Source organism: Ramlibacter henchirensis, from assembly GCF_004682015.1.
Lineage (GTDB): Bacteria > Pseudomonadota > Gammaproteobacteria > Burkholderiales > Burkholderiaceae_C > Ramlibacter > Ramlibacter henchirensis.
Window position 1 is genome coordinate 808,862 of sequence record NZ_SMLM01000001.1, and the last position, 25,625, is coordinate 834,486.

A 25,625-nucleotide genomic window follows, 5' to 3' on the forward strand; every position below is an offset into this window, starting at 1 on the left:
TGCCTAGAACGGGATCTTCCCGGTCCAGATGTCCTTGTACATCACCCAGTCGCCCATGAAGCTGTAGAGCGGGCGCTTGAAGCTGGCCGGCTTGTTCTTCTCGAAGCCGAAGTGCCCGATCCACGCGAAACCGTAGCCGGCCACGAGCCCCGCCAGCAGCCACAGCCAGTTGCCGGTGGCCAACAGCATCGCCAGGCACAACAGCGCCAGGGTCGATCCGACGAAGTGCAGCCGTCGGCAGGTGCGGTTGGCGTGCTCGCTCAGGTAGAACGGATAGAACTCGGCGAACGAGTTCAGTGCGCGCGGGTCGACGGCGCTTCCGGTGGTCGTGGTCGTTCCCATGGCTTGTCTCCTGTCTGCTGTGGCGGGCAGTTTAGGCGACCGCGAATGGCGCGTGCAGGAACCCGCGGAACCGCGCGCGCCCGCCGCGCACCGGCGGCGCGGTGAGCCGGTAGCCGGGGAAGCGCGCGAGGAACCGACCGATCGCCACGCGGCCTTCCAGGCGCGCGAGGCTCAGGCCCGCGCACTGGTGGATGCCGAAGCCGAAGGCCAGGTGCCGGTTGTTCGCGCGGGAGAGCTGAAGCTCGTCGGGCCGCTCGAACTGCGCCGGGTCGCGGTTGGCCGCGCCGATGCACAGCGTCACCAGCGCGCCTTCCTCCAGCCGCACGCCGCCGACCTCGACCGTCTTCAGCGCACGCCGGTTGCCGAGCTGGTTGGACGATTCGAAGCGGAGGAACTCGTCCACGGCCGCCGTCATGACCGGTTCCAGCGCATCCCAGTCGGGGCTCCCGCCGATCGCGCGCAGCAGTTGTTCCTTCTGTGCGGGCCACTCCTGCAGCGCGACGAGCGCGTTGCCGATCAGGTTGGTGGTGGTCTCGTGCCCCGCGTTCAGGATGAAGATGCAGTTCTGCAGCAGCTCATGCTCGCTTAGCTGCTCGCCGCCTTGCTCGCCCTGGATCAGCCGCGTGAGCACGTCGTGCTCCGGGTCGCCGGGATGCTTGCGGCGGTCGGCCACCAGCACGCGCAGGTACTCCAGGAACTCGCTCACGCTGCGATTGCCCAAGGCCTCCTGCTCGGGCGTGAGCTTCGGTTCCAGAGCGCCGAGGATGGTGAGCGACCAGCCCCGCAGCGGCCCCCGATCCTCGTGTGGCACGCCCAAGAGATTGCCGATGATCTCCACCGGGATCGCCGCGGCGAAGTCCTCGATGAGGTCACCGCCCTGTTTCGCCTCGATGCCGTCGAGCAACCCATCCACCAGCTTCACCAGCCCCGGCTCCATCTCCGCGATGGCGCGCCGGGTGAGGGCGCCCATGATCAGCTTGCGAACGCGGGTGTGCAGCGGCGGGTCGTTGAACACCAGGCTGGTCGTGTGGTGCGCGAGCAGCGGCGAGCCCGCGCCGTACTTGGGCGTGAACTCCACCTTCTTGTCCGAGCTGAAGGCGTGCGCGTCCCGGTACACCGCCACCAGGTCGGCGTAGCGGGTGATGAACCACGAGCCGTCGGGCATGCGCCGCACTGGTTCGTGTTCGCGCAGGGCGGAGTAGACCGGGAACGGATTGGCGTAGAAGTCCGCGGGCAGCGCACGAAGGTCGAACGATCCGGCGATCTCCCGCGCGCGCTCGGGGCTCATCGGCGGCGTGATGTCGAGCGGTGTCATCGATCGGAAATGGCTTGCAGCCGCTCGTCGGCCAGGCCGACAAGCAGGGCGCGGCCGTCGGGCATCACGCGGAATTCGCCGAAGCGCGCGCTCTGCCAGCGCTGCGCATCGCCCTCGCGGAAGAACCAGGCATCGGTCACGATCATCCAGCGGCCGCCCTTGGGCGTGAGCTCGATGCGGAACTCGCCGGGGGCGAGCGGCGCGTCGTCGGTCACGACCCGAAGCAGCTGCGCCACGCCGCGCGCATCCAGCTTCGCGATCACGTGCGGCCGTTGCAGCGTGACAGGCGACTCCTGCTCGCGTCCGGCGCCGGGCAGCGCCCAGTTCAGCCGCATGAAGTCGCCCTGCATCAGCGATCGCGGGTCGACCGGCGCAAGCTGCACGTAGACCTTTCGGCCGTGGGCGATCAGGTCTTCCTTCTGCCAGATCGAAAAGTTGGCCAGGGCCAGCGTGGCGGCGGCTGCGGTGATCGCGAGCACGGCGGATGTGCGCGACGGCGCTCCTGCGGCGCCGCTCGTCTTCGTCCGGGGGCTGGATGCGCGCCATCCCAGCGCCGCCAGCAGCGCCCCGGCGGCGGCGAGCACGACTGCCTTGTGCGCAAGCGGCCACTGGAGCTGGTAGTAGAAGCTTCCGACGATCCATGCGGCCGCGAGGCCCGCAGCGGCCGCCAGTCGAAGTCGACCGGTCGTCGCAGTGAGCGACAGCGCGAGCAGCACGCCGCCCAGCGCGGGCAGGAACGCGCTGAGAGCGACCAGCACCAGCGCGACCCCCGCCAGGCGCACCGTACGCAACTCCGGCCAGCGTCGCGCGGCCCACAAAGCGCCGGCCGCTGCGAGCACGACCGACGCGGCCCGCAAGACCGGCCAGCCCGCACCGCCCCGGCGGCCCGGAGCCACTTCACTCGCCAGTTCGCCCCAGAACCCCAGGCTGCCACCGACCAGGAACGTCATGCCCGACCATGCGGCCAGCCCGGCCAGCACCGCGAGCAGCCAGCCCGCGCCGGTGGTCTCCACCAGCGCCGCGACGTCCGCATCCGCTCGCCCCGAGCGCTGCCACATCAAAGCCGCGGCCCAGGCGAGCAGGGCGGCCATCAGGCCCAGCCCGATCGGCAGCATGGGCGGGCCGGCGCGCCAGAGTTGTTTGTCTTGCAGCAGCGCAACGAACAATCCCGCCGCGAGCGCACCGAGCAGCAGGCGCAACCAGGCCTTGGGCAGGCCGCGGGCCAGCGCGAGGCAAACGCCCATCAGCACGAGCGAAGCCGCCGTGTCCGGCAGGTCGCGATAGAGTCCCATCGCGAGCGAGCCACCGCCCACCAGCAGCACCGGAAACGCCAGCTGCTCGATGAAGATCGGCAGCCGCTCCGAGCGGAGCATCGCGACGGCGGCCGCGAGGCTGCCGATGCCCACGACATAGGCGCCGGGGCCCTTCGTCATCAGCGACCCGAGCAGCGCGGCGAAGAACCCCAGCAGCGGAATCGCCGCGAGCCAGGCGCCCAACGCGGTCAGCAGCACCACGGGCCAGGGCCGGCTCTCGATCGGCGCCACCGCCGCTTCGCGCGGCAACAGCCCCCGATCCACGCCCGCGCGCAGCGCACGCACCAGTGCCTCGTTCATGGCGCGTCCTCCGCGAGCGTCGCCGGACCATGTGAGCGAGCCAGCCGCAGGATGAACTGCACCGACACCGCGAGCACGCCGGCGGCCACCAGGCCCACCAGCAGCATCCGGCCGAACGGATCGGAGCCGGCGCCCTCGAACAGCAGCCGCGACAGCCCGGCCACCAGCAAGGTGTCCAGCGCCAGCGCGACGGCGCTCAGCGCGAACACGTCGAACATCCTGCGCTGCGCCAGCACGACGCCGGCGGCCGCGAGCAAGCCAAGGCCCAGCCAGAAGTGCGCCGCGATCGGTGAGCGGAACAAGGCGGCGAGCGCGCCTGCGCCGACGGCGACCACCGCCAGCGTCACGGCGGTGCGAAAGGCCCAGGGACCGGCGCCCGTCCATCGAGAGGCCGGCGCGCACAAGGCCGCCGCGAGCAGTCCGGCTGCGATCCACGCGATGCCGAACGTGCCCACGTCCTGCGGTGTCACGCGCCAGCGATGGCCGGTGTGCGCAAAGGTCCACAGCGCGATCGCCGTCATGGCTACCAGCGCCCACGGCGCCCAGAGCACGTCGCTGCGCACCGCGAAACAGAGCGGCAGCGAGAGGACGGCCCAGAGCGCGAACAGCTGCCACGCATCGGCACCCGTCTGGTAGGTCTGGCCGAAGTAGGCGAACAGGCCACCGATGCCGAGCAGGGCGGCCAGCGCGGCGGGCGCACGCACGGCGGGCTGCAGCGCCGCGGCGAGGCAGGCCACCAGCACCACCGACTGCAGCAGGGCGAACCGCCCCATGCGGCCCAGCGTGTCCCAGTTGGCGGCCAGCCACAGGATCAGGCCCAAGCCGACCAGCGCGGCGGCGAGCACTGCGATGCCGCGCCACAGGCCGCGCTGCAAACTGGCCGGCGGCTGCTCGAGCCCCGCTTCCCGCACCAGCACCGCAACACCTTCCCGTGGCACGCCGTGACGGCGCGCAAGTTCGTACAGCGCGAGGCGCGTGTTCATGTCTGGAGGAACTCCATCAGGGCGGCGAGCACCGCGTCGGGCGCCTCGGACATCATCTGGTGACCGGCGCCGACGATCACCGTGCGGCCGGCGGTCGCCTTGGCCTGCAGCGACTGCGCCGCCCGTGGCGGCGTCATCGCATCGTCGCGGCCCAGCACGAAGAGCACCGGGCAACGCACCTTCTCCATCGCCGCTTCGCCGCCGCCGTAGCTGTCGCAGGCCACGAAACCGCGGTGGAACACGTTCACGCGAGGATTGCCGGCCAGCACCCGCCTCATCAGCGCGCGCGAGCCGCCATACAGCCAGGTGCCCGGCCCGAGCGTCGAGGGCGGCGGCGCCAGCATGGAGTGCGAGAACACGTTGACCATGTCGATGGCCTTCATCGGCGCGTTCAGCGAGTTCTCCAGCAGGGCGGGCGACACCTTCATCGGTGCTGCCGTTCCGCACAGCGCGAGGTGGCTGACACGTCCGGGTGCGCGCGCCGCCGCTTCCAGCGCGATCAGCGAGCCGAAGCTGTGGCCCACGAGCGCCGCCCGTTCCACCTTGGCGGCGTCCAGCAGTTCGATCGTGAACTGCGCGGCGTCCTCGACCGACGCCGGCGGCTCCCCGCCGCTCCTGCAGTGCCCCGGCAGGTCCGGCGCGAGCACGTTCCAGCCGTGGTGCGCGAAGTAGCGGGTCTGCAGCCCCCAGACGCTGTGGTCGTTGAGCACGCCGTGCAGGAAGACCACGGTCGGCCGGGAGGGATCGAACGGCTTGCCGCCGGTGTAGCAGTAGGTGGAGTGGCCTCGGACGGTGAGTTCCATCAGGCGGCCTTTTCCGCTGCCTTCAGCGCGCGCTTGAGGTCGTCGATCAGGTCGGCGGGGTCTTCCAGCCCGATCGACAGACGGATCGTGCCCTGCGTAATGCCCGCACCGGTCAGCGCTTCGTCCGTCATGCGGAAGTGCGTCGTGCTGGCCGGATGGATCACCAGCGAGCGGCAATCGCCGACGTTGGCCAGGTGGCTGAACACCTTCAGCGTCTCGATGAACTTGCGGCCCTGCGCGCGGTTGCCGCGCATGTCGAAGCTGAAGACAGCCCCTGCGCCGCGCGGCAGCAGCTTCTTCGCCAGCGCATGGCTGGGATGCGTCTCCAGCAGCGGATGGCCCACGCGCTCGACGAAAGGGTGCGCCGCGAGGAACTCCACCACTTTCTCCGTGTTGCGCATGTGGCGCTCCATGCGCAGCGGCAGCGTCTCGATGCCCTGCAGGATCAGCCACGCCGTGTGCGGGCTCATGCTGGCGCCGAAATCGCGCAGCCCTTCCCGGCGCGCGCGCAGCAGGAAGGCCCCGACGGTGGATTCCTCGCTGAACACCATGCCATGGAAGCCCTCGTACGGCGCGGTCAGCTCGGCGAACTTGCCCGAGCGCTCCCAGTCGAAGCTGCCGCCGTCGACCACGAGGCCGCCGATCACGGTGCCGTGGCCCGAGAGGAACTTGGTAGCGGAGTGGTAGATCAGGTCGGCGCCGAGCGTGAACGGCTGCATGAGCCAGGGCGTCGTGAAGGTGGAGTCGACCAGCAGCGGCACGCCGGCGTCGTGCGCGATCGCGGCTACCGTCGGGATATCCAGCACGTCGAGACCGGGGTTGCCGACCGTCTCACCGAAGAGCATCCGGGTGTTGGGCCGGATCGCCGCGCGCCAGCCGTCGATGTCGCCCGGCCGCACGAAGGTGGTCTCGATGCCGAAGCGGCGCAGCGTGTAATGCAGCAGGTTCTGCGACCCGCCGTACAGCGCCGTGCTGGCGACGATGTGCGAGCCCGAGCCCATCAGTGTGGCGATGCACAGGTGCAGGGCCGCCTGGCCGCTGGCGGTGGCGATCGCCCCGATGCCGCCTTCGAGGGCCGAGATGCGCTGTTCCAGCACCGCATTGGTCGGGTTGCTGATCCGGGAGTAGACGTGGCCGGAGCGCTCGAGGTTGAACAGGGCCGCCGCGTGGTCGCTGGATTCGAAGACGAACGAGGTGGTCAGGTGGATGGGCACGGCGCGGGCGCCGGTCGCGGGGTCGGGCGCTGCGCCGGCATGCAGCGCCAGCGTGTCGAAGCCGGGGTCGGAATAGCCGGGCATGGGGTCTCCTCGCGTCCCTTGTCTCGTTGTCCGTTGCCCGGGATTGTGGGCTATATTCATCCGGACCTACCACCCGGAGACGGGGCAGAGGAGACAGCCATATGAAAGTCAGCGACATCCTGCGCGTCAAGGGCAACACGCTCTACACCGTCTCCCCGGACGAGCCGTTGTCCAAGGCGATCGAGGTGATGGCCGAGAAGGACATCGGTTCGCTGGTCGTGATGGACCATGGCGAGCTGGTGGGCATGCTCACCTTCCGCGAAATGATCCAGTGCATCGTCGCGAACGGCGGCGCCGTGGGCAGCAGCGCCGTGCGCACGGCGATGGACGACCACCCGCTCACCTGCACCTCCGAGACCGAGCTGGACGAAGTGCGCCGCATGATGCTGGACCGGCACGCGCGCTACATGCCGGTGATGGACAAGCGCATGCTGATGGGCGTCATCAGCCTCTACGACGTCGCCAAGGCCGTGGTGGACAGCCAGAATTTCGAGAACCGCATGCTCAAGGCCTACATCCGGGACTGGCCGAGCAGCGAAGACAGCCAGCCCACGGCGCAGCTGTAGTTCAGCGCCCGGCCCTTCGACAGGGCTCAGCGCGCACGCGCAGGCGGTGATAATCCCCGCCCATGAGCGGCAACACCTTCGGCAGCCTCTTCGCGGTCACCAATTTCGGTGAATCGCACGGGCCCGCGATCGGCTGCGTGATCGACGGCTGCCCGCCGGGGATGGAACTGTCGGAGACGGATATCCAGCCCGACCTGGACCGCCGCCGGCCCGGCACCAGCCGCCACGTCACCCAGCGCAAGGAAGAGGACAAGGTCGAGATCCTCTCCGGCGTCTACGAGGGCAAGACCACCGGGACGCCGATCTGCCTGCTCATCCGCAACACCGACCAGCGCAGCAAGGACTACGGCGACATCGCCGCAACCTTCCGGCCGGGCCACGCCGACTACACCTACCTGCAGAAGTACGGCCTGCGCGATCCGCGCGGCGGCGGACGCTCATCCGCGCGACTGACGGCGCCCATGGTCGCGGCCGGGGCCGTCGCCAGGAAATGGCTGGGGCGCCAGCACGGCATCGTGTTCCGCGGCTGCATGCAGCAGCTCGGCGAGATCGAGATCGGCTTCGAGTCCTGGGACCACGTGCCCCGCAACCCGTTCTTCGCGCCGATCGCCGACGTGTCGCGCCTGGAGGACTACATGGACGCCCTGCGCAAGTCGGGCGACTCCTGCGGCGCGCGCATCCGCGTCACCGCCTCCAACATGCCCACCGGCCTGGGCGAGCCGCTGTTCGACAAGCTCGACGCCGACATCGCCTGGGCGATGATGGGCATCAACGCGGTCAAGGGCGTGGAGATCGGCGCCGGCTTCGCCAGCGTCACCCAGCGCGGCACCACCCACGGCGACTCACTCACGCCGCAGGGCTTCGCCACCAACAACGCGGGCGGCGTGCTGGGCGGCATCAGCACCGGCCAGGACCTGGAAGTGTTCATCGCGGTCAAGCCCACCAGTTCCATCATCAGCCCGCGCGAAACCATCGACGTGAACGGCCAGCCGACCCAGGTGATCACCAAGGGCCGCCACGATCCCTGCGTGGGGATCCGCGCGACGCCGATCGCCGAGGCCATGCTCGCGCTGGTGGTCATGGACCACGTCCTGCGCCACCGCGCGCAGAACGCCGAAGTGCAATCGCCGCTGCCGGCCATCGCGGCTTCATTCCTCTGAGCGCCGCGGCTTCACACGAGGCGCCGGGCCGGCGCCAGCTGGTGCCGTTCGCGGCGCTGTCGGCGACCTATTTCGCCCACATCGGCTTCTTCAATCCCTACCTGCCGCTCTGGCTCAAGGAACTCGGGCTGCCGCTCGTGGTGATCAGCCTGCTGACGTCGGTGCAGTCGTTCACGCGCGTGTTCGCGCCGTATGCGTGGGGCGCGCTGTCGGACCACACCGGCGAGCGCGTGCGGCTGCTGCGCTTTTCCGCGGCGGTGGCACTTGCTTCGTCGGCCGGCCTGTGGGTCGACGGTGGCGCGTGGTGGATCGGCCTGGTGCTGCTGGTGCTGTTCACGCACACCAGCTCCATGATGTCGCTCACCGAAGCGGCGATGGCCCACCTGGTCGCCGGTGACTGGGGGCGCTACGGCCGCGTGCGGCTGTGGGGTTCGGTCGGCTTCATGGTCACGGTGTTCTCGGCCGGCGCGTGGTTCGAGCGCTTCGGCATGGGCCATTTCCCGGGCTGGGCCGCCGTCACCCTGGCGGGCGTGCTGGCCTGCACCCTGTGGCTGCCCGACGTGCGCGAGAAGTCGGTGCATGCGCATCCGCGCGGCGAACCGGTCGCGCCGGTGCTGCGCAAGCCGGTCGTGCGCTGGTTCTTCGCCTCGCTGCTGTTCCACGTGATGGCGCATTTCGCCATCTACGGCTTCCTGTCGCTCTACCTCGACGCGCGCGGCTACGGCAAGGGGATGATCGGCGCGCTGTGGGCGGTTTCCGTGCTGGTGGAGATCCTCTGGTTCTTCTCCCAGGGCCGGCTGCTTCGGGGACTGCCGATGACGCGCTGGCTGTGGGTCTGCGGCGCGGCCGCGGTGGTGCGCATGGCGCTGACCGGCGCCGCCGCCGACTGGCTGCTGGCGCTCTTCATCGCGCAGGTCCTGCATGCGCTCACCTTCGCCACCCACCACACGGCCTGCATCGCGCTGGTCACGGAGCATTTCCCCGGCCGGCTGCGCGGACGCGGGCAGGCGCTGTTCACCGTCATCGGCTATGGCCTGGGCGGCGTCACCGGCGTCGTGGCCGGCGGCGCGCTCGCTTCCCGGTTCGGATTCGAGGCGATGTACGGCGCCGCCACCGCCCTTGCCCTGGCCGGCACGCTGTGCGCGTTGCGCACCGACCGGCTGGCCAGGGCCGACGCTCGCCAGGCCGACACGCTCGGCACCGCCGGCCAGCACGGCTGAGCGCGCAAGAGCGGCTCATCCGCATGCGACGGCGCGTCTGCGACGATGTGCGCGGGATTGGCATCGGCTTCCAAGGGTCCCGGGTTGCATCGGACCCCACGGCCGAGCAATTCCCGTTACCCTTTCAAGACCCTTGCTGCCGCCATGTCCGCCCGATCCACGCCGACCCACCCCGCGCCGCGCGCCGGCGGGGATGAGGCGAGCGCCGGTGCTGAAGGCGACCTGGCGCGCCTGGCGGAGACGCTGCGTCAAAGCGAGGAGCGGCTGCAGCTCGCACTCGACGCGGGCGGCATGGGCGTCTGGCAGATCGACCTGCCCACCGGCCACGCCACCTGGTGGCCCGGCATGGACCGGCTGCACGGCATGCCCGAAGGTTCGGAGCCGCCGCACGGCACCGCGTACCTGGAGCTGATCGACCCGCGCGACCGCGAGCGCTTCAGCGAAACCTTCCGCGAAGCGGTGGAGCGCACCGGCTGGCACCGCGTGGAGTACCGCGTCGTGCGGCCCGACGGAAGCATCCGCTGGCTCGAGTCGCGCGGGCGCGTGCGCCGCGACGCCTCCGGCCAGGCCACGTCGATCGCGGGCGTCTCGCTTGACGTCACCCGCCGCAAGCACACCGAGCAGGACCTGAAGTTCCTGGCCGAAGCCAGCGCGGAGCTGGCCGGCGTCAACGACTCCCAGAGCACGCTGGACCGCATCGCCCAGCTGGCCGTGCCGCGTTTCGCCGACTGGTGCGCGATCGACCTGCTGCAGGACGGCAACCTGCAGCGCGTCGCCGGCGCGCACGTCGATTCCGAGAAGGTGAAGCTCCTGCACGAGCTGCACCACCGCTACCCGCCGGAGCCGGACAGCCCGCAGGGCACGTGGGCGGTGGCGCGCAGCGGCCAGGGCGTGCTGGTGCCGGAGATCACCGAGGAGGTGCTTCAGGACGGCGTGAAGGATCCGGAGCTGCTCGCCATCCTGCGCACCTTGGGCCTGTACTCGTACATCGGGGCGCCGCTCAACGCGCGCGGCCGCACCATGGGCGTGATCACCTTCATCACCACGGAATCGCGGCGCCGCTACGGCCCGGAGGACCTGGCGCTGGCCGAGGACCTGGCCCGGCGCGCGGCCGTGGCGATCGACCACGCACAGCTGCTGGAGGCGCTGCGCGAGTCCGACAAGGCCAAGGACGTCTTCCTCGCCACGCTGGCGCACGAACTGCGCAACCCGCTGGCGCCGATCTGGAACGGCCTCTCGATCATCAAGATGGCCGCGGGCGACCCGCAGCGCATCGAGCAGGTGGGCGGCATCATCGAGCGCCAGGTGGGCCAGCTCTCGCGTCTCGTCGACGACCTGCTGGACGTCTCGCGCATCAGCACCGGCAAGATCGAGCTGAAGAAGGAGCCGACCAACCTGGTCCACGTGATCGGGTCGGCGGTGGAGATCAGCCGGCCGCACATCGAGGCGGCGCACCACAAGCTCTCGATCGCCTTCCCCGACGAATCGACCGACCTGGTCGCCGACGCGGCGCGGCTGGCGCAGGTCTTCTCCAACCTGCTGAACAACGCGGCCAAGTACACGCGCCGGGGCGGCCGCATCGACGTGCTGGTGGAGACGCTGGAATCCGAGCTGGTGGTGCGCGTGCGGGACAACGGCACCGGCATCGCGCCCGAGATGCTGGGCAAGGTGTTCGGCCTGTTCACCCAGGTGCCGCATCCCGGCGAGGGCCGGCAGGGCGGGCTGGGCATCGGCCTGTCGCTGGTGGAAGGCCTGGTGCGGCTGCATGGCGGCAGCGTGGAGGCGCACAGCGCGGGCCTGGACCAGGGCAGCGAGTTCGTGGTGCGGCTGCCGCGGCAACGGCGCGAGGCGCTCGCGGCCGGCAACGGCCCGCCGCGCGCCGCGACGGAAGCCGCCACGCCCGCGCCGCACACCCGCCGGCTGCTGGTGGTGGACGACAACGAGGACGCCGCCTCCACGGTCGCCGAGCTGCTGCGGATGTCCGGCAACGAAGTCGTGGTGGTCCACGATGGCCGCTCGGCCGTGGCGCAGGCCGCCGAGTTCCGGCCGGACGTGGTGCTGCTGGACATCGGCCTGCCGGACATCAGCGGCTACGAGGTGGCGCGCCGCATCCGCAAGCTCGAGGGAGTGCGCCAGCCGATCCTGATCGCGCTCACCGGCTGGGGCCAGCAGCAGGACAAGGAGGCGGCGCGCACCGCCGGCTTCGACCACCACTGGACCAAGCCCGTCGATCCGGCGCGCCTGCAGGAACTTTCCACGCGCTGAGGCGGTCGGCCAGGGCATGTTCCAGTCCTTGCGTGATGTCTTCGCCGCCCTGCGGGGTGATCCGGCCGCGGTTGACGCGTCGGCCAGCCCCGCGGCCCTGCGCCTCGCCTGCGCCGTGCTGCTCGTCGAGGTCATGCGGGCTGACCCGGAGATCACCGCGGCCGAGCGCCAGGTGGTGCTGGACGCGCTGCGCAGGCGCTTCCCGCTCGGCGAGGAGGAACTGCACGAGCTGGTCGCCCTGGCCGACCAGGCCTCGCGCAGCGCGTCCGATTTCCACCAGTTCACCTCGCAGCTGAACGCGGAGCTGGACCAGCCCGCCAAGGCGGCGGTGGTCGAGACCATGTGGCAGGTGGCCTATGCCGACGGCGCGATCGACGCGCACGAGAACCACGTGATCTCTCGCATCGCCGGGCTGCTGCACGTGACGCACGGCGAGTACATCGCGGCCAAGCTGCGGGCCAAGCAGGCCGCCGGTTTGTAGGCCTGCTCCCACGCGGGCGGACCGCGAACTTCTACAGAGGCCATGCCGTTGCGCTGGCCATAGTGGCGGTTTGCACAGGAGGCTCCTCCATGGACGAAAAACCCGGCGCGAAGGACGCCGCCCGCGGCGCGAACGAAGCCGCCGCCGAGAAGCAGCGCGAGATCCAGCGCGAACAGGATCGCAAGGACGAAGCCAAGGCCAAGGCGAAGGAAGGCGGGCAGGGCAAGCAGGAACAGCAGCCCAAGTCGCCCCAGACCGGCCGACCGCAGCCGGAGGAATTGCCGGCCCAGCACATGGAAAAGCCGGGGCTGGAAGCCGAGATGAAGCTCAAGCCCCGCTTCGAGGCGCCCGATTACAAGGGCAGCGGCAAGCTCGAGGGCATGGCCGCACTGGTCACCGGCGGCGATTCGGGCATCGGCCGCGCTGTCGCGGTGCTGTACGCGCGCGAAGGAGCCGACGTCGCGATCGTGTACCTCAGTTCGCACGAGGACGCCGAGGAGACCAGGCGCTGGGTCGAGAAGGAAGGGCGCCGCTGCCTGCTGATCCCCGGCGACGTGAAGGACTCGGCGTTCTGCAAGCAGGCGGTGGAGAAGACGGTGGCGGAGTTCAAGCGGCTTGACATCCTGGTCAACAACGCCGCCTTCCAGGAGCATGCGGACTCGCTGGAGGACATCACCGACGAGCGCCTCGAAGAAACGATGAAGACCAACATCTTCGGCTACTTCTACATGGCGCGCGCGGCGCTGCCGCACCTGAAACCGGGCTCGTCGATCATCAACAGCGGCTCGGTGGTGGGCCTGCGCGGCAGCGGGCAGTTGCTCGATTACTCGGCCACCAAGGGCGCGATCCATGCCTTCACCATGTCGCTGGCCTCCAGCGTGCTCGAGAAGGGCATCCGCGTGAACTGCGTGGCGCCGGGGCCGGTGTGGACGCCGCTGAACCCGGCCGACCAGACGGCCGAGAAGGTGGCGCAGTTCGGCAAGTCCAGCGACATGAAGCGGCCCGCCCAGCCCGAGGAGCTGTCGCCTGCCTACGTGTTCCTGGCCTCGCCCGCCTGCGCGAGCTACATCACCGGGATCGTGCTGCCGGTCACGGGCAGCGTGGGCGCGACCTGAAGCCGTTCACGCCGGCGGCTCGGCGCGTTCGTTGACCGTCACCCAGAAGTCGTACGCCTTGCGCATGCGGCGGCGCAATTCGTCGTAGTCGGTGGCCTTGCCGACGTAGCCGTTGGCGCCGGCGGCGTAGCAGGCGGCGATGTCGCCCTTCTCGGTGGAGGACGAGTGCATCAGCACCGGCAGCGCCGCGGTGCGCGCGTCGGCGCGGATGGCGCGCAGCACCTCCAGGCCGTGCATGCGCACCAGCTTCATGTCCAGCACCACCATGCGCGGCTGGTGCGCGGTGTCGCGGCCCGCGTGGCGCCCGCGCGCGAAGAGGAAATCCAACGCTTCCAGGCCGTCGGCGGCCGTGGCGATCTGCTCCTGGTGGCAGCACTCGGCCAGCGCCATGACGGTGAGTTCGAGGTGGTCCGGGTTGTCGTCGACCACCAGCACGGCGGGCCCCTTCACCGCGGGCTCCTGTCGCCCGCGAGCGCGATGCACCACTCCAGCAGCGCCTCGGTCTGCATGGACTTGTCGAAAACGCCATCGCTGCCCAGGGCCAGGCACTGCTCCCGCACGTGCTGGTTGGCCGTGGCGGTGAGCACCAGCACCTTGCGCGCCGGGTCGCGCCCGCTCATGGCCCGCAGCACTTCCAGGCCGCTGCCGCCTTCCTCCAGCAGCAGGTCGACGATGGCCAGGTCCCACTCATTGGCCGGGTCGGTGAGCCAGGCGATGGCGTCGGCCACCCGGCCGGCGTGTCCCAGGCTGCGGATGCCGGCCAGCTCCGCCAGCGCCTCGTCCAGGCTGCGGCGGATGGCCGGGTTGTCTTCGACGATGAAGGCGTTCAGGGGCAAGCCGCGGGCTCCTGGCGCGCCGCCGGTGCGCGCTTGCCGGGCATGATGGCAGGCCCGGACAGGGCTCGCCATCCGGCTTCACCCGGAGCCGCGTGTCAGCCGACGCGTACTTCGATGCGGCGCGGCTTGGCCTCTTCGGCCTTGGGAATGGTCAGGCGCAGCACCCCGTCCTTGAGCTGGGCCTCGATGCGCGAGGCGTCCAGCTCGCGGCTCAGGGTGAACTCGCGCCGGTACGCGGGCACCTGGGCCTCGCCGTAGACCATGTCCATGTCCTTCGGGCCCGCCACTTCGGCCGTGCCCTCGATCAGCAGGCTGTCGCCGTCCACGCGCACGCCGAGGCGATCCCGGCTGACGCCGGGCAGGTCGGCCAGCACGGTGATGCCGGATTCGTCCTCGAACACGTCCACCGGCGGCACGACGTGGGGCGCCGGCGCGGCGGACTGGTTGGCGGGAGTGCGGTTGCCGGTGGTCTGAACCTGGTTGCTCATGACGCTCTCCTTGTCGTTCACTGCACGTCGATGCGGCGCGGCCGGGACGACTCGCGCTTGGCCACGGTGATGCGCAGGATGCCGTCGCGGTACTTCGCCTCGATGCGCGCCGGGTCGGCGTCCTCGGGCAGGCTGACCACGCGGCGGAAGCTGCCGGTGAAGCGCTCCTGCGCGTAGACGCTGACGCCCTCACGGCCCTCGGGCAGTTCGCTCTTGCGCTCGCCCGCGACGATCAGCAGGCCGCGGTCGGCCGTGACCTGCAGCGAGCTGGGATCGAGGCCCGGGGCGAGGGCCATGATCTCCACCGCTTCGGCCGTGGCGCCGACATTGATGACCGGGAACGCCGAACCGGCCAGCGCCCGGATGCTGGACCGCTCGAACGGACGGAAGACCTGATCGAGGACGCTCTGCAACCGGTTGAGCTCCCCGAAGACGTCCGTGGCAGGTCGGAATGCTGGGTGCAACATCGCTGCTCTCCTTGGTGTCTCGTCAGGTGACCGCGCGGCTGCGGGGCCGCGCGTACCCGAATTAGGAGCGGGGAGCGGGGATTTCAAGAGGGATGTCTTTTCCCTCCCCCTCCGGGGGAGGGCAGGGTGGGGGCACGCGGGGGGCTCAAAAAAGCACGGCGCCCGCTTGAGCGCCGTGCGTGCCCCCCCCCCCCCCCCCCCCCCGCGGGGGGGGGGGGGCGGGGCGGGGGGGGGGGGGGGGGGGGGGGGGGGGGGGGACGCGGGGGGCTCAAAAAAGCACGGCGCCCGCTTGAGCGCCGTGCGTGCCCCCACCCCAGCCCTCCCCCGGAGGGGGAGGGAGCAAGACAGGCTTACTCGTACGCCGACATCGGCACGCAGGCGCAGAACAGGTTCCTGTCCCCGTACACGTTGTCCACCCGCCCGACCGGCGGCCAGTACTTGGCGTGCCGCCGCTCGTCCAGCACCGCCGCACCGGCCTCGCGGGGGTAGGCGTGGGTCCACTCGCCCTTCAGCAGCGATGCGGCCGTGTGCGGGGCGTTCTTCAGCGGGTTGTCGTCCTGCGGCCACTCGCCGCGCTCGATGCGGCGGATCTCCTCGCGGATGGCGACCATGGCGCCGATGAAACGGTCGAGCTCATCCAGCGTCTCGCTCTCCGTCGGCTCGACCATGAGCGTGCCGGCGACCGGAAAGCTCAGCGTGGGCGCGTGGAAGCCGTAGTCGATCAGGCGCTTGGCCACGTCCTCGGCCGTGACACCGCTGCTGTCCTTGAGCGGGCGCAGGTCCAGGATGCACTCGTGCGCCACATGGCCGTTGGCGCTGGCGTACAGCGTGGGGTAGTGGTCCTTGAGCCGCACGCTGATGTAGTTGGCCGAGAGGATGGCGACCTCGGTGGCCTGTCGCAGTCCCTCGGCGCCCATCATCCGGCAGTACATCCAGCTGATCGGCAGCACGGCCGCGTTGCCCAGCGGCGCGGCCGAGACGGCGCCGACCGGCCGCCCCTCGAGTCCGCCCGCCTCATGGCCGGGAAGGAAGGGGACGAGGTCCTCCACCACGCACACCGGCCCGACGCCCGGCCCGCCGCCGCCGTGCGGGATGCAGAAGGTCTTGTGCAGGTTCAGGTGGCTCACGTCGCCGCCGAACTCGCCCGGCGCCGCCACGCCCACCAGCGCGTTCATGTTGGCGCCGTCCACGTAGACGCGGCCGCCGTGCGCATGGACCATCTCGCACAGCTCCTTGACCTGCATCTCGAACACGCCGTGCGTGCTCGGGTAAGTGATCATGATGCAGGCCAGCTCCTTGCTGTGCTGCTCGCACTTGGCCTTGAGGTCGGCCATGTCCACGTTGCCGTTGACGTCGCAGGCGGTCACCACCACCTGCATGCCGACCATCTGCGCGCTGGCCGGATTGGTGCCGTGCGCGGAAGAGGGGATCAGGCACACGTTGCGGTGGCCCTGGCCGCGGCTCTCGTGCCAGGCCTTGATCGCCAGCAGGCCCGCGTACTCGCCTTGCGACCCCGCATTGGGCTGCAGGCTGATGCCCGCGTAGCCGGTGGCCTGGCACAGCCACTCGCGCAGTTCGCGGTCCAGTTCGGCGTAGCCCTGGAGCTGCTCGCGCGGCGCGAATGGATGGATGTGCGCGAACTCCGGCCAGGTGACGGGGATCATCTCGCTGGTCGCGTTCAGCTTCATGGTGCAGCTGCCCAGCGGGATCATGGTGCGGTCCAGCGCCAGGTCCTTGTCGGACAGGCTGCGGATGTAGCGCAGCATGCCGGTCTCGCTGTGGTGCGTGTTGAACACCGGGTGCGCAAGGAACTCGCTGGTGCGGCGCAGGCCCGTGGGGATCAGCGGCTCGACGCCCTTCTCGAAGTCGGACACCGACGGCAGCTTGCGCAGGTCGTCGCCCGCGAAGATCTTCCAGAGCAGCTCGATCTCGGCGCGGGTGGTGGTCTCGTCCAGCGAGATGCAGATGTACTCGTCCCAGGCCACGCGCACGTTCGCGCCCAGCGCCACGGCGCGGGCGGCGATCGCGCGGGCGTGGTGCTTGTCCTTGGCATGGAACGACAGCGTGTCGAACGCGCGGTCCGCGTTGCGCGGCGCGAACCCGATCTGCTCCATGCCGCGCGCCAGGATGGCGGTGTAGGCCGCCACGCGCTGCGCGATGCGCCGCAAGCCCTGCGGCCCGTGGTAGACGGCGTACATGCTGGCGACCACCGCCGGCAGCACCTGCGCCGTGCAGATGTTCGAGGTGGCCTTCTCGCGCCGGATGTGCTGCTCGCGCGTCTGCAGCGCGAGGCGGTAGGCGGGGTTGCCGTGGCTGTCGACGCTCACGCCCACCAGGCGGCCGGGCATCGAACGCTTGTACTCGTCGCGGCAGGCCAGGTAGGCGGCGTGCGGGCCGCCGGCGCCCATCGGCATGCCGAAGCGCTGCGTCGTGCCGACGACGATGTCTGCGCCGAACTCTCCCGGCGGCACCAGGAGCGCAAGCGCCAGCAGGTCGGCGGCGACGATGAATGCCGCCTGTCTGGAATGGACACGCTCCGCGTCGGCCTTCAGGTCGCCGATGCGGCCGCTGGTCGAGGGGTATTGCTCCAGCACGGCGAAGTAGTCGCCCGCGAGCAGCTCGTCCCACTCCTGCGCGGAGTTGGCCAGCTTCACTTCGATGCCCAGCGGCTTCGCGCGCGTCTGCACCACCTCAATGGTCTGCGGATGGCAGTCGCCCGCGACGATGAAAACATTCGACTTGCTCTTGACGCTTCGTTTCGCCAGCGTCATCGCCTCGGCCGCCGACGTCGCTTCGTCCAGCATCGACGCATTGGCAATCGGCATGGCCGTGAGGTCGCACACCATCGTCTGGAAGTTCACCAGTGCTTCCATGCGGCCCTGCGAGATCTCGGCCTGGTAGGGCGTGTACGCGGTGTACCAGGCGGGGTTCTCCAGGACGTTGCGCAGGATCACCGGCGGCGTCAGCGTGCCGTAGTAGCCCTGGCCGATGAAGCTCTTGAGCACCTTGTTGCGGTTGGCGATGCCGCGCAGCTCCAGCAGCGCCTGCGCCTCGGTGAGCGGCGCCGGCAGCTTCATCTCCGTGGCGCGGGCGATGGAACGCGGCACGATGCTTTCGATCAGCGAGCGGCGCGAGGCCTCGCCGATGACCGACAGCATGTGCTTCTCGTCCTGCTCGTCGATGCCGATGTGGCGCGGGATGAATTCAGCGGGGTTCTCGAGCTCGCCGAGCGGGCGGGCGGATTGCATCAGCATCTTGTTTCTCTTCAGGCGTTCTTCGAAAACTCGTTGTAGGCCGTCTCGTCCATCAGGCCGTTCGTCTCCGACACGTCGGCCAGCTTGACCTTGAAGAACCACCCCTGGCCCAGCGGGTCGCTGTTGGCCAGGGAGGGATCGGCGCGCAGGGACTCGTTCACCTCGAGCACTTCGCCGGTCACGGGCATGAAGACGTCGGCGGCGGCCTTGACCGACTCGACGACGCCGGCCACCTCGCCCTTGCCGTAGCGGCGCCCGACTTCGGGCAGGTCGACGAACACCACGTCGCCCAGCGCGTCCTGCGCGTGCACCGTGATGCCCACGACGGCGTCGCCGCCTTCGAGGCGGATCCATTCATGCTCCTGCGTGTACTTCACGGTCATGCGCTTCTCTCCTTGTTGGTTGAATCTGTGGGCCGTTCAGCCGCGGTGGTACCGCTGCGGAACGAAAGGCATGGGGCTGACTTCCATCGCCACGGGCTTGCCCCGCACGATGGCATTCAGCCGGGTGCCGGCCGCGGCCTGGTCGGCCGCGACGTAGGCCATGGCGACGGGCTTGTCGATCGTGGGGCCGAGCAGGCCGCTCGTGACCTCGCCGACCTGGCGTCCCGAAGCATCCTGCAGCCCGGTGTGCTCGCGCACCGGCACGCGCTCCAGCGCGATGAGGCCCACACGCTTGCGCGCGACGGGCACCGTGCCGTCCAGCTGGCCCAGCACCTTGTCCGCACCGGGGAAACCGCCTGCGCGGGCGCCACCGGTGCGTCGCACCTTCTGCATCGCCCAATTCAGTCCCGCCTCGACCGGCGTGGTCGTGGTGTCGATGTCGTTGCCGTACAGGCACAGTCCCGCTTCGAGCCGCAGCGAGTTGCGCGCGCCCAGGCCGATCGGCTTGACCTCGGGCTGGTCGAGCAGCGCCCGCGCGAAGGCTTCGGCCCGCTCGCCATCGATCGAGATCTCGAAGCCGTCCTCGCCGGTGTAGCCGCTGCGCGTGATGAACAGGTCGGCGCCTTGCCAGTCGAACGCGCCGCCGGTCATGAACACCAGCTTCTCCACGCCGGGCACCAGGCGCTTGAGCGCATCGACCGCCTTGGGCCCCTGCAGGGCGAGCAGGGCGCGCTCGGGCATGGGGATGACGTTGCAGCGCGAACCGATGCGCTGGGTGATGTGCGCGATGTCGCCTTCCTTGCACGCGCCGTTGACGATCACGAAAAGGTTGTCGCCGCGATTGACGAACATCAGGTCGTCGATGATCGTGCCCTCGTCGGTGAGCAGCAGGCCGTAGCGCTGCTTGCCGGGCGCCAGGCCGATCACGTCCACCGGCATCAGCGTCTCGAACGCCGCGGCGGCGTCGGCACCTTCCAGCCGCAGCTGGCCCATGTGCGACACGTCGAACAGGCCGGCGGCCTGGCGGGTGTGGTGGTGTTCGGCCATCAGGCCCGCCGTGTACTGCACGGGCATCGAGTAGCCGGCGAAGGGCACCATGCGCGCGCCGAGCTCCAGGTGCAGGGCGTTCAGCGGCGTGGTGCGAAGGACGGGCGTGGCGGTGGACAAGCGGGGCTCCGATGCGAACAGGGGCATTCGAAATCCATGGTACGGAAACCATGGTCGCCCCTGCTGTCCGCTTTACCTGAGAGATTCACCCCTTACACGGGGTTTGCTCCTTCGGTGGACGCCGGCCCGTGGGGGCCGCCGCCTCTCTCCAGCAAGGCAACGCCCCGTTGCCGGGGCGGCCATCAGTCCTGGGTGCCTGAGCGTTCGGCTGTTCGCCTGCGCCTTCGGCGGCTCCGCGCGGGAGCGCTCTCCTGACGACGGGCGGATTGTAAGTGGATCGGAGCGGCGGAGCTTCAGCGCGCGTAGGCCAGGTCGCGCAGTGAGAGCGACAGGGCCGGCACGTAGGTGATCACCATCAGGCAGGCCAGCACGACCAGAACGAAGGGAATCAGCTGCGTGACGATGCGGTCCAGCGAGATGCGCGCCACCGTGCAGGCGGCGAACAGGTTCACGCCGAACGGGGGGGTGATCATGCCCAGGGCGAGGTTGACCACCATGACCAGCCCGAAGTGCACCGGGTCGACGCCGAAGTGCTGCGCCACGGGCGCGAGGATCGGCGCCAGCACGATGATGGCCGCGCTGGTCTCGATGAACATGCCGATCACGAACAGCGCGGCGTTGACGCCCAGCAGGAAGAGCGCGGGCGTCTGCAGCACTTCCTTGAGCCACAGTCCGATCGCGTCCGGCACGCCGGCGCGCGTGATCAGGAAGGCGAAGAGGCCCGCATTGGCGATGATGAACATGATCACCGCCGACGAGATCACCGACTTGCGCAGAATCGCGTACAGGTCGCGCACGCCGATCTCGCGGTAGATCAGCATGCCCACAACGAGCGCATAGAACACCGCGACGGCCGACGCTTCCGTGGGTGTGAAGACGCCGCCATAGATGCCGCCCAGGATGATCACCGGCATCAGCAGGGCCCAGCCGGCCTGCCAGAACGCGCGGCCGAAGGACAGGCGCCCTTCGCCGTCGTCCTTGCCCCAGCCGCGCCACTTGCAATATGCCCAGACGAACAGCATCAGTGCCCCGCCGATCAGCAGCCCGGGGCCGAAGCCGGCGATGAACAGCTCGCCGATGGAAACCTCGGCGCTGACGCCGTACAGGATCATCGGGATCGACGGCGGGATGATCACGCCCAGCTCGGCGCTGGTGGCCTGCAAGGCCGCGGCCCAGCTCGTGGGATAGCCGTGCTTGATCAGCGCCGGGATCAGGATGGCGCCGATCGCGAAGGTGGTGGCCACCGAGGAGCCGGACACCGCCGCGAAGATCATGCAGGTCAGCACGCAGGTCATCGGCAGGCCGCCCTGCACGCCGCCGACGATGCTCTTGGCGAATTCCACGAGGCGGCGCGAGATGCCGCCCGTCTCCATCAGGTTGCCCGCCAGGATGAAGAACGGGATGGCGGCCAGAGGAAACTTGTTGATCGAGTTGAACATCTCCTTGACGGAAATGAGCATCGGCGCGTTGGCCGCCTGCATGCCGAGCACGGCGGCCAGGCCGATGGAGACCGCCACCGAAATGGTGAGCGCGAAGCACAGCACCATGGTGCCGACCATCACGGATGTCATTGAGCCCCCACGCTTGTCACTTCGTGTACTGCGCTGCCCCCCGAGGGGGCCTTCGCGCCTTGGAGCGGTCCGGCGGCGCTCATTGCGCCGTCTCCAGTTCCAGGCGCTGCGGATCGAGCAGGTTGCCCACGATGCCGATGACCGAAAACACCGCGCCCACGGGCATGGCCAGGTAGGCCCAGAACATCGACACGTCCTCCAGGCCGATCATCGTCTGCACCTTGCCGCGGTTGGCATAGTCCCAGCCCCACCAGAGGATCACCCCGATCAGCGCGATCGCGGCGAGCGCCACCACCCAGTCGAGGAAGCGCTGCATGCGCCGGCCGCTCCAGCGGTACAGGACGTCCACGCTGACCATCGCGCCCTGCCGGAAGGCCATCGGGATGCCCAGGAACACCATCCAGATCAGCGAGAAGCGGATCAGAACCTCGGTCCATTCGGCCGGCTGTTCCAGCACGAAGCGGGTGAAGATCTGGAACAGGCCGAGGCTGGAGGCCAGCGCCAGCATGGCGCACGCCGCGGCCATGGACGCGCCGGTGATCCAGCTTTCGATGCGCAGGAAGGTTGCTTTCATGTGCGGGCAAAAAGAAGGCCCACCTCGGTGGGCCTTTCGGTCGAAGCCGTCGCGGCTTATTTGTAGTTGCGGATGCGATCGATGTTGGCCTTGCCGAACTGCTTCTCGAAGTCGGCGTTCACCGGTGCGAGCACCTGGACGAACTTGGCCTTGTCCACGTTCTCCACGACCTGCATGCCCTTGTTGCGCAGCTCGGCGACGCCCTTGGCGTCGTCCTCGTCCACGCGGGCGCGGTTGGCCTTGACCGCTTCCTTGGCGGCGTCGGCGAAGGCCTGCTTGTCGGCTGCCGACAGCTTGTCGAAGCTGGCCTTGTTCATCAGCAGGACGCACGGCGAGTAGACATGGCCGGTGAGCGACAGGTGCTTCTGCACCTGGTCGAACTTGGCGGCCATGATCACCGACAGCGGGTTCTCCTGGCCGTCCACCGTGCCCTGCTGCAGGGCGGTGAACACCTCGGGGAAGGCCATCGGCGTGGTGACGATGCCCAGGCCCTTGTAGGCCTGCACGTGCACCGGGTTCTCCATGGTGCGCAGTTTCAGGCCCTTGAGGTCCTCGGGCGCGTTGACGGCTCGCCTGCTGTTCGTCATGTGCCGCACGCCGTTCTCGCCCCAGGCGAGGGCCTTCATGCCCTTGCCGTCGAACTTGGTGAGCATCTCCTGGCCGATGGGGCCGTCGAGCACGGCGCGCGCGTGCGCCTTGTCGCGGAACAGGAAGGGGATGTCCAGGATCTTCGTTTCCGGCACGAAGTTGGGGACCGGGCCGGTGGAGGTGAACGTCAGCTCCTGCGTGCCGAGCTGCACCGCTTCGATCGACTCACGCTCGCCGCCGAGGGAGCCGGAGTAGAAGGGCTGGACCTTGTAGCGGCCGTTGGTGCGCTTTTCCACCTCCCGCGCAAAGGTGTCGATCGCCACGCCCTGGTGCGAGTTCTGGGCGACCGAGATGCTGATGCGCATCGTCGTCTGCGCCAGCGCGGCGCCGCCCATCACCAGCCCGGCGGCCAGGGCTGCAAACAATCTGCTTAGTTTCACGCTCTCACTCCTTCGGCAATGCACACGAAACCCGAGAGGATGCCCATCGGCAGCCGCCTTCGCCACGGGAGTTCTACGTACCCCTCAAGCGTTCACATGTTGGTGTAGTTCGGCCCGCCGCCGCCTTCGGGCACGACCCACACGATGTTCTGCGTCGGGTCCTTGATGTCGCAGGTCTTGCAGTGCACGCAGTTCTGCGCGTTGATCTGCAGGCGCGCGCCGCCGCCGGCCTCGTCCTCCACGAACTCGTACACGCCCGCGGGGCAGTAGCGCTGTTCGGGGCCCGCGTAGTCGTGCAGGTTGACGCTGATCGGGATCTGCGGGTCCTTCAGCGTCAGGTGCGGCGGCTGGTTCTCCTCGTGGTTGGTGTTGGAGATGAACACCGAGGAGAGGCGGTCGAAGGTGAGCTTGCCGTCCGGCCTGGGATACGCGATCGGCGTGCATTCGGATGCCGGCCGCAGCGACACGTGGTCGGGCTTCTTGCGGTGGATCGTCCAGGGAATGCGCCCGCCCAGCACGAACTGCTCGACGCCGGTCATCACCGTGGCCACCGTGCGGCCCATCTTGAACCACTGCTTGAAGTTGCGGGCCTTGTTCAGCTCGCGGTGCAGCCACGAAGCCTCGAAGGCCTTCGGATAGGCCGTGAGCTCGTCATGCTGCCGCCCTTCGCCGAGCGCGGCGAACGCCGCTTCGGCGGCCAGCATGCCGGTCTTGATCGCGGCGTGGCTGCCCTTGATGCGCGAGGCATTGAGGTAGCCCGCGTCGCAGCCGACCAGCGCGCCGCCAGGGAAAACGGTCTTGGGAAGCGACAGCAGTCCGCCCACGGTGAGCGCGCGTGCGCCATAGGCCAGCCGCTTCGCGCCCTTGGCGCCCTCGAAGTACCAGCGGATGTTGGGATGCGTCTTGAAGCGCTGGAACTCCTCGTACGGCGAGAGGTAGGGGTTGGTGTAGTCCAGACCGACCACGAAGCCGATCGCGATCTGGTTGTTTTCCATGTGGTACAGGAACGAGCCGCCGTACGTCGTTTCGTCCAGCGGCCAGCCCGCGCTGTGCAGCGCAAGGCCCGGCTTGTGGCGCGCGGGGTCGATCTCCCACACTTCCTTGATGCCGATGCTGTAGCTCTGGGGATCGCGACCCTGGTCGAGCTGGAACCGGCTGATCAGCTCGCGGCCCAGGTGGCCGCGCGAGCCCTCGGCGAACACCGTGTACTTCGCATGCAGCTCCATGCCGAGCTGGAAGTTCTCGGTCGGCTGCCCGTCCTTGCCGATGCCCATGTCGGCGGTGGCGACGCCCTTCACCGAGCCGTCCTGGTTGTAGAGCACCTCCGCCGCGGGAAAGCCCGGGAAGATCTCCACGCCCAGGCCTTCCGCCTGCTGCGCGAGCCAGCGCGTGAAGTTGGCGAGGCTGACGATGTAGTTGCCGTGGTTCTCGAAGTTCTTCGGCAGCAGGAAGCCGGGCGTGCGCGTCGCGCCCCGCTCGGAGAGGAACAGGAAGATGTCCTCCGTGACGGGCACGTTCAGCGGCGCGCCCTTGTCCTTCCAGTCGGGGATCAGCTCGTTGAGCGCGCGCGGGTCCATGATGGCGCCCGACAGGATGTGCGCGCCGGGCTCGGAGCCCTTCTCGAGCACGACGACGGAGACCTCGCGGCCGTATTCGGCCGCCAGTTGCTTCAGGCGGATGGCCGTGGACAGGCCCGCGGGGCCGGCGCCCACGATCACCACGTCGTATTCCATCGCTTCGCGCGGCCCGTGCTGGGCCAGGATTTCTTCTCGTGTCATGGGCGGTGCTCGGATAATCTTCGGCATTCGCGCGGCCTGGGGGCCGGCGTTCGGCGGGACATCGATTCTATTGCGCGCCTCTGCGGCAGCAGAGCCGCAGCGCCCGGCCCCTCGTTCCCTGCAGGAGATCCTCGTGAGCTACAGCATCGACCTTTCCGGCCGCGTCGCCTTCGTGACGGGCGCCTCCAGCGGGCTGGGCGCCCAGTTCGCGCGCACGCTGGCGCGGGCCGGCGCCGCCGTGGTGCTGGCGTCGCGGCGGGTCGAGAAGCTCAAGGACCTGCGCGCGCAGATCGAAGGCGAGGGCGGCGACGCCCACGTGGTGCCGCTGGACGTGACCGACCTGGGCAGCATCAAGGCCGCCGTCGCGCACGCCGAAACCGAGGTGGGCTCCATCGACATCCTGGTCAACAACTCGGGCGTGAGCACGACGCAGCGCATCCAGGACGTGGGCGAGGAGGAGTACGACTTCATCTTCGACACCAACGTCAAGGGCGCCTTCTTCGTAGCGCAGGAAGTCGGCAAGCGCATGCTGGCGCGCGCCCGGGGCGCCGCGCCGGGCACCTTCACCGGCGGGCGCATCATCAACATCGCCTCGATGGCGGGCCTGAGGGTGCTGCCGCAGATCGGCGTGTACGCGATGAGCAAGGCGGCGGTGGTGCAGATGACCAAGGCGCTCGCGCTGGAGTGGGGCCGCTTCGAGATCAACGTCAATGCCATCTGCCCCGGCTACATCGACACCGAGATCAACCGGCACCACTGGTCCACCGAGCAGGGGCAAAAGCTGATCAACATGCTGCCGCGCAAGCGCCTGGGCAGCCCCGAGGACCTGGACGCGCTCATCGTGCTGCTGGCCAGCAGCCAGAGCCACTTCATGAACGGCGCGGTGATCGCCGCCGACGACGGCTTCGGCATTTGACC

At 69.4% G+C, this 25,625-nt stretch carries 24 protein-coding genes and 2 riboswitches; of the genes, 7 read left to right on the forward strand and 17 right to left on the reverse strand.

What is annotated here, in order from left to right; translation table 11 throughout:
- Positions 1 to 3 precede the first annotated feature (3 nt).
- Genes EZ313_RS04010 through EZ313_RS04035 form a run of 6 tightly spaced genes read right to left on the reverse strand, consistent with a single transcriptional unit; the run spans position 4 to position 6,354 of the window.
- A complete protein-coding gene (locus EZ313_RS04010; RefSeq protein WP_135261914.1) occupies positions 4 to 342 on the reverse strand; it encodes an Mpo1-like protein in 339 nt (112 codons plus the stop codon).
- Between the two features lie 31 nt (positions 343 to 373).
- Complete coding sequence (locus EZ313_RS04015) at positions 374 to 1,657, reverse strand: cytochrome P450 (RefSeq protein WP_240788524.1); 1,284 nt, start codon at positions 1,655 to 1,657, stop codon at positions 374 to 376.
- Entirely contained in the window at positions 1,654 to 3,270 is a 1,617-nt protein-coding gene (locus tag EZ313_RS04020; RefSeq protein ID WP_135261915.1) for a GDYXXLXY domain-containing protein, read from the reverse strand. The genes EZ313_RS04015 and EZ313_RS04020 overlap by 4 nt, the downstream gene beginning before the upstream one ends.
- A complete protein-coding gene (locus EZ313_RS04025) occupies positions 3,267 to 4,253 on the reverse strand; it encodes a DUF2157 domain-containing protein (protein ID WP_135261916.1) in 987 nt (328 codons plus the stop codon). Before EZ313_RS04025 ends, EZ313_RS04020 begins: the two co-directional genes overlap by 4 nt.
- A complete protein-coding gene (locus tag EZ313_RS04030; RefSeq protein ID WP_135261917.1) occupies positions 4,250 to 5,056 on the reverse strand; it encodes an alpha/beta fold hydrolase in 807 nt (268 codons plus the stop codon). The genes EZ313_RS04025 and EZ313_RS04030 overlap by 4 nt, the downstream gene beginning before the upstream one ends.
- Entirely contained in the window at positions 5,056 to 6,354 is a 1,299-nt protein-coding gene (locus EZ313_RS04035) for an O-acetylhomoserine aminocarboxypropyltransferase (protein ID WP_135261918.1), read from the reverse strand. Before EZ313_RS04035 ends, EZ313_RS04030 begins: the two co-directional genes overlap by 1 nt.
- Positions 6,355 to 6,455: 101 nt before the next feature.
- Between EZ313_RS04035 and EZ313_RS04040 the strand changes: the two genes are divergently transcribed.
- The 6 genes from EZ313_RS04040 to EZ313_RS04065 all read left to right on the forward strand — a co-directional run bounded on the left by EZ313_RS04040 (position 6,456) and on the right by EZ313_RS04065 (position 13,161).
- Positions 6,456 to 6,920 carry a CBS domain-containing protein gene (locus EZ313_RS04040; protein ID WP_135261919.1) on the forward strand — a complete coding sequence of 155 codons (465 nt, stop codon included), beginning with the start codon at positions 6,456 to 6,458 and terminating at the stop codon, positions 6,918 to 6,920.
- Between the two features lie 62 nt (positions 6,921 to 6,982).
- Complete coding sequence (gene aroC / locus EZ313_RS04045; protein ID WP_135261920.1) at positions 6,983 to 8,080, forward strand: chorismate synthase; 1,098 nt, start codon at positions 6,983 to 6,985, stop codon at positions 8,078 to 8,080.
- Positions 8,081 to 8,121: 41 nt separating this feature from the next.
- Positions 8,122 to 9,300, forward strand: a complete 1,179-nt coding sequence (locus EZ313_RS04050; RefSeq protein WP_420849278.1) for an MFS transporter — start codon at positions 8,122 to 8,124, stop codon at positions 9,298 to 9,300.
- Between the two features lie 144 nt (positions 9,301 to 9,444).
- Complete coding sequence (locus EZ313_RS04055) at positions 9,445 to 11,565, forward strand: hybrid sensor histidine kinase/response regulator (RefSeq protein WP_167772494.1); 2,121 nt, start codon at positions 9,445 to 9,447, stop codon at positions 11,563 to 11,565.
- Between the two features lie 16 nt (positions 11,566 to 11,581).
- The gene (locus EZ313_RS04060; RefSeq protein WP_135261922.1) at positions 11,582 to 12,046 is read left to right on the forward strand and encodes a tellurite resistance TerB family protein; all 465 of its coding nucleotides are present in this window, start codon (positions 11,582 to 11,584) and stop codon (positions 12,044 to 12,046) included.
- 89 nt (positions 12,047 to 12,135) lie between these two features.
- Positions 12,136 to 13,161: an SDR family oxidoreductase gene (locus EZ313_RS04065; protein ID WP_135261923.1), complete on the forward strand. Its 1,026-nt coding sequence runs from the start codon at positions 12,136 to 12,138 to the stop codon at positions 13,159 to 13,161.
- Positions 13,162 to 13,167: 6 nt separating this feature from the next.
- Here EZ313_RS04065 and EZ313_RS04070 read toward each other — a convergent pair whose 3' ends face one another.
- The 11 genes from EZ313_RS04070 to EZ313_RS04120 all read right to left on the reverse strand — a co-directional run bounded on the left by EZ313_RS04070 (position 13,168) and on the right by EZ313_RS04120 (position 24,707).
- Entirely contained in the window at positions 13,168 to 13,611 is a 444-nt protein-coding gene (locus EZ313_RS04070) for a response regulator (RefSeq protein WP_135261924.1), read from the reverse strand.
- The gene (locus tag EZ313_RS04075) at positions 13,608 to 13,997 is read right to left on the reverse strand and encodes a response regulator (RefSeq protein ID WP_135261925.1); all 390 of its coding nucleotides are present in this window, start codon (positions 13,995 to 13,997) and stop codon (positions 13,608 to 13,610) included. The genes EZ313_RS04070 and EZ313_RS04075 overlap by 4 nt, the downstream gene beginning before the upstream one ends.
- A 95-nt stretch (positions 13,998 to 14,092) precedes the next feature.
- Positions 14,093 to 14,485 (reverse strand): Hsp20/alpha crystallin family protein, encoded by a 393-nt coding sequence (locus EZ313_RS04080; RefSeq protein ID WP_135261926.1) that lies wholly within the window; start codon positions 14,483 to 14,485, stop codon positions 14,093 to 14,095.
- Between the two features lie 17 nt (positions 14,486 to 14,502).
- Positions 14,503 to 14,952: an Hsp20/alpha crystallin family protein gene (locus EZ313_RS04085; protein WP_135261927.1), complete on the reverse strand. Its 450-nt coding sequence runs from the start codon at positions 14,950 to 14,952 to the stop codon at positions 14,503 to 14,505.
- 350 nt (positions 14,953 to 15,302) lie between these two features.
- A complete protein-coding gene (gene gcvP, locus EZ313_RS04090) occupies positions 15,303 to 18,206 on the reverse strand; it encodes an aminomethyl-transferring glycine dehydrogenase (RefSeq protein WP_135261928.1) in 2,904 nt (967 codons plus the stop codon).
- Between the two features lie 11 nt (positions 18,207 to 18,217).
- Positions 18,218 to 18,589, reverse strand: coding sequence for a glycine cleavage system protein GcvH (gene gcvH / locus EZ313_RS04095; protein WP_135261929.1), 372 nt, complete (start codon positions 18,587 to 18,589; stop codon positions 18,218 to 18,220).
- 36 nt (positions 18,590 to 18,625) lie between these two features.
- Positions 18,626 to 19,783 (reverse strand): glycine cleavage system aminomethyltransferase GcvT, encoded by a 1,158-nt coding sequence (gene gcvT / locus EZ313_RS04100; protein WP_205960328.1) that lies wholly within the window; start codon positions 19,781 to 19,783, stop codon positions 18,626 to 18,628.
- Positions 19,784 to 19,809: 26 nt separating this feature from the next.
- Positions 19,810 to 19,918, reverse strand: a riboswitch (glycine riboswitch).
- Between the two features lie 15 nt (positions 19,919 to 19,933).
- A riboswitch (glycine riboswitch) is annotated at positions 19,934 to 20,020 on the reverse strand.
- Positions 20,021 to 20,049: 29 nt separating this feature from the next.
- Positions 20,050 to 21,327, reverse strand: coding sequence for a TRAP transporter large permease (locus EZ313_RS04105; protein WP_135261931.1), 1,278 nt, complete (start codon positions 21,325 to 21,327; stop codon positions 20,050 to 20,052).
- A gap of 79 nt (positions 21,328 to 21,406) precedes the next feature.
- The gene (locus tag EZ313_RS04110) at positions 21,407 to 21,901 is read right to left on the reverse strand and encodes a TRAP transporter small permease (protein ID WP_135261932.1); all 495 of its coding nucleotides are present in this window, start codon (positions 21,899 to 21,901) and stop codon (positions 21,407 to 21,409) included.
- A gap of 56 nt (positions 21,902 to 21,957) precedes the next feature.
- The gene (locus EZ313_RS04115; protein ID WP_420849297.1) at positions 21,958 to 22,884 is read right to left on the reverse strand and encodes a TRAP transporter substrate-binding protein; all 927 of its coding nucleotides are present in this window, start codon (positions 22,882 to 22,884) and stop codon (positions 21,958 to 21,960) included.
- Positions 22,885 to 23,021: 137 nt separating this feature from the next.
- Complete coding sequence (locus EZ313_RS04120) at positions 23,022 to 24,707, reverse strand: electron transfer flavoprotein-ubiquinone oxidoreductase (protein WP_135261934.1); 1,686 nt, start codon at positions 24,705 to 24,707, stop codon at positions 23,022 to 23,024.
- 133 nt (positions 24,708 to 24,840) lie between these two features.
- Here EZ313_RS04120 and EZ313_RS04125 point away from each other — a divergent pair, with 133 nt between their 5' ends.
- Positions 24,841 to 25,623 carry an SDR family oxidoreductase gene (locus EZ313_RS04125; protein WP_135261935.1) on the forward strand — a complete coding sequence of 261 codons (783 nt, stop codon included), beginning with the start codon at positions 24,841 to 24,843 and terminating at the stop codon, positions 25,621 to 25,623.
- Positions 25,624 to 25,625: the final 2 nt, after the last annotated feature.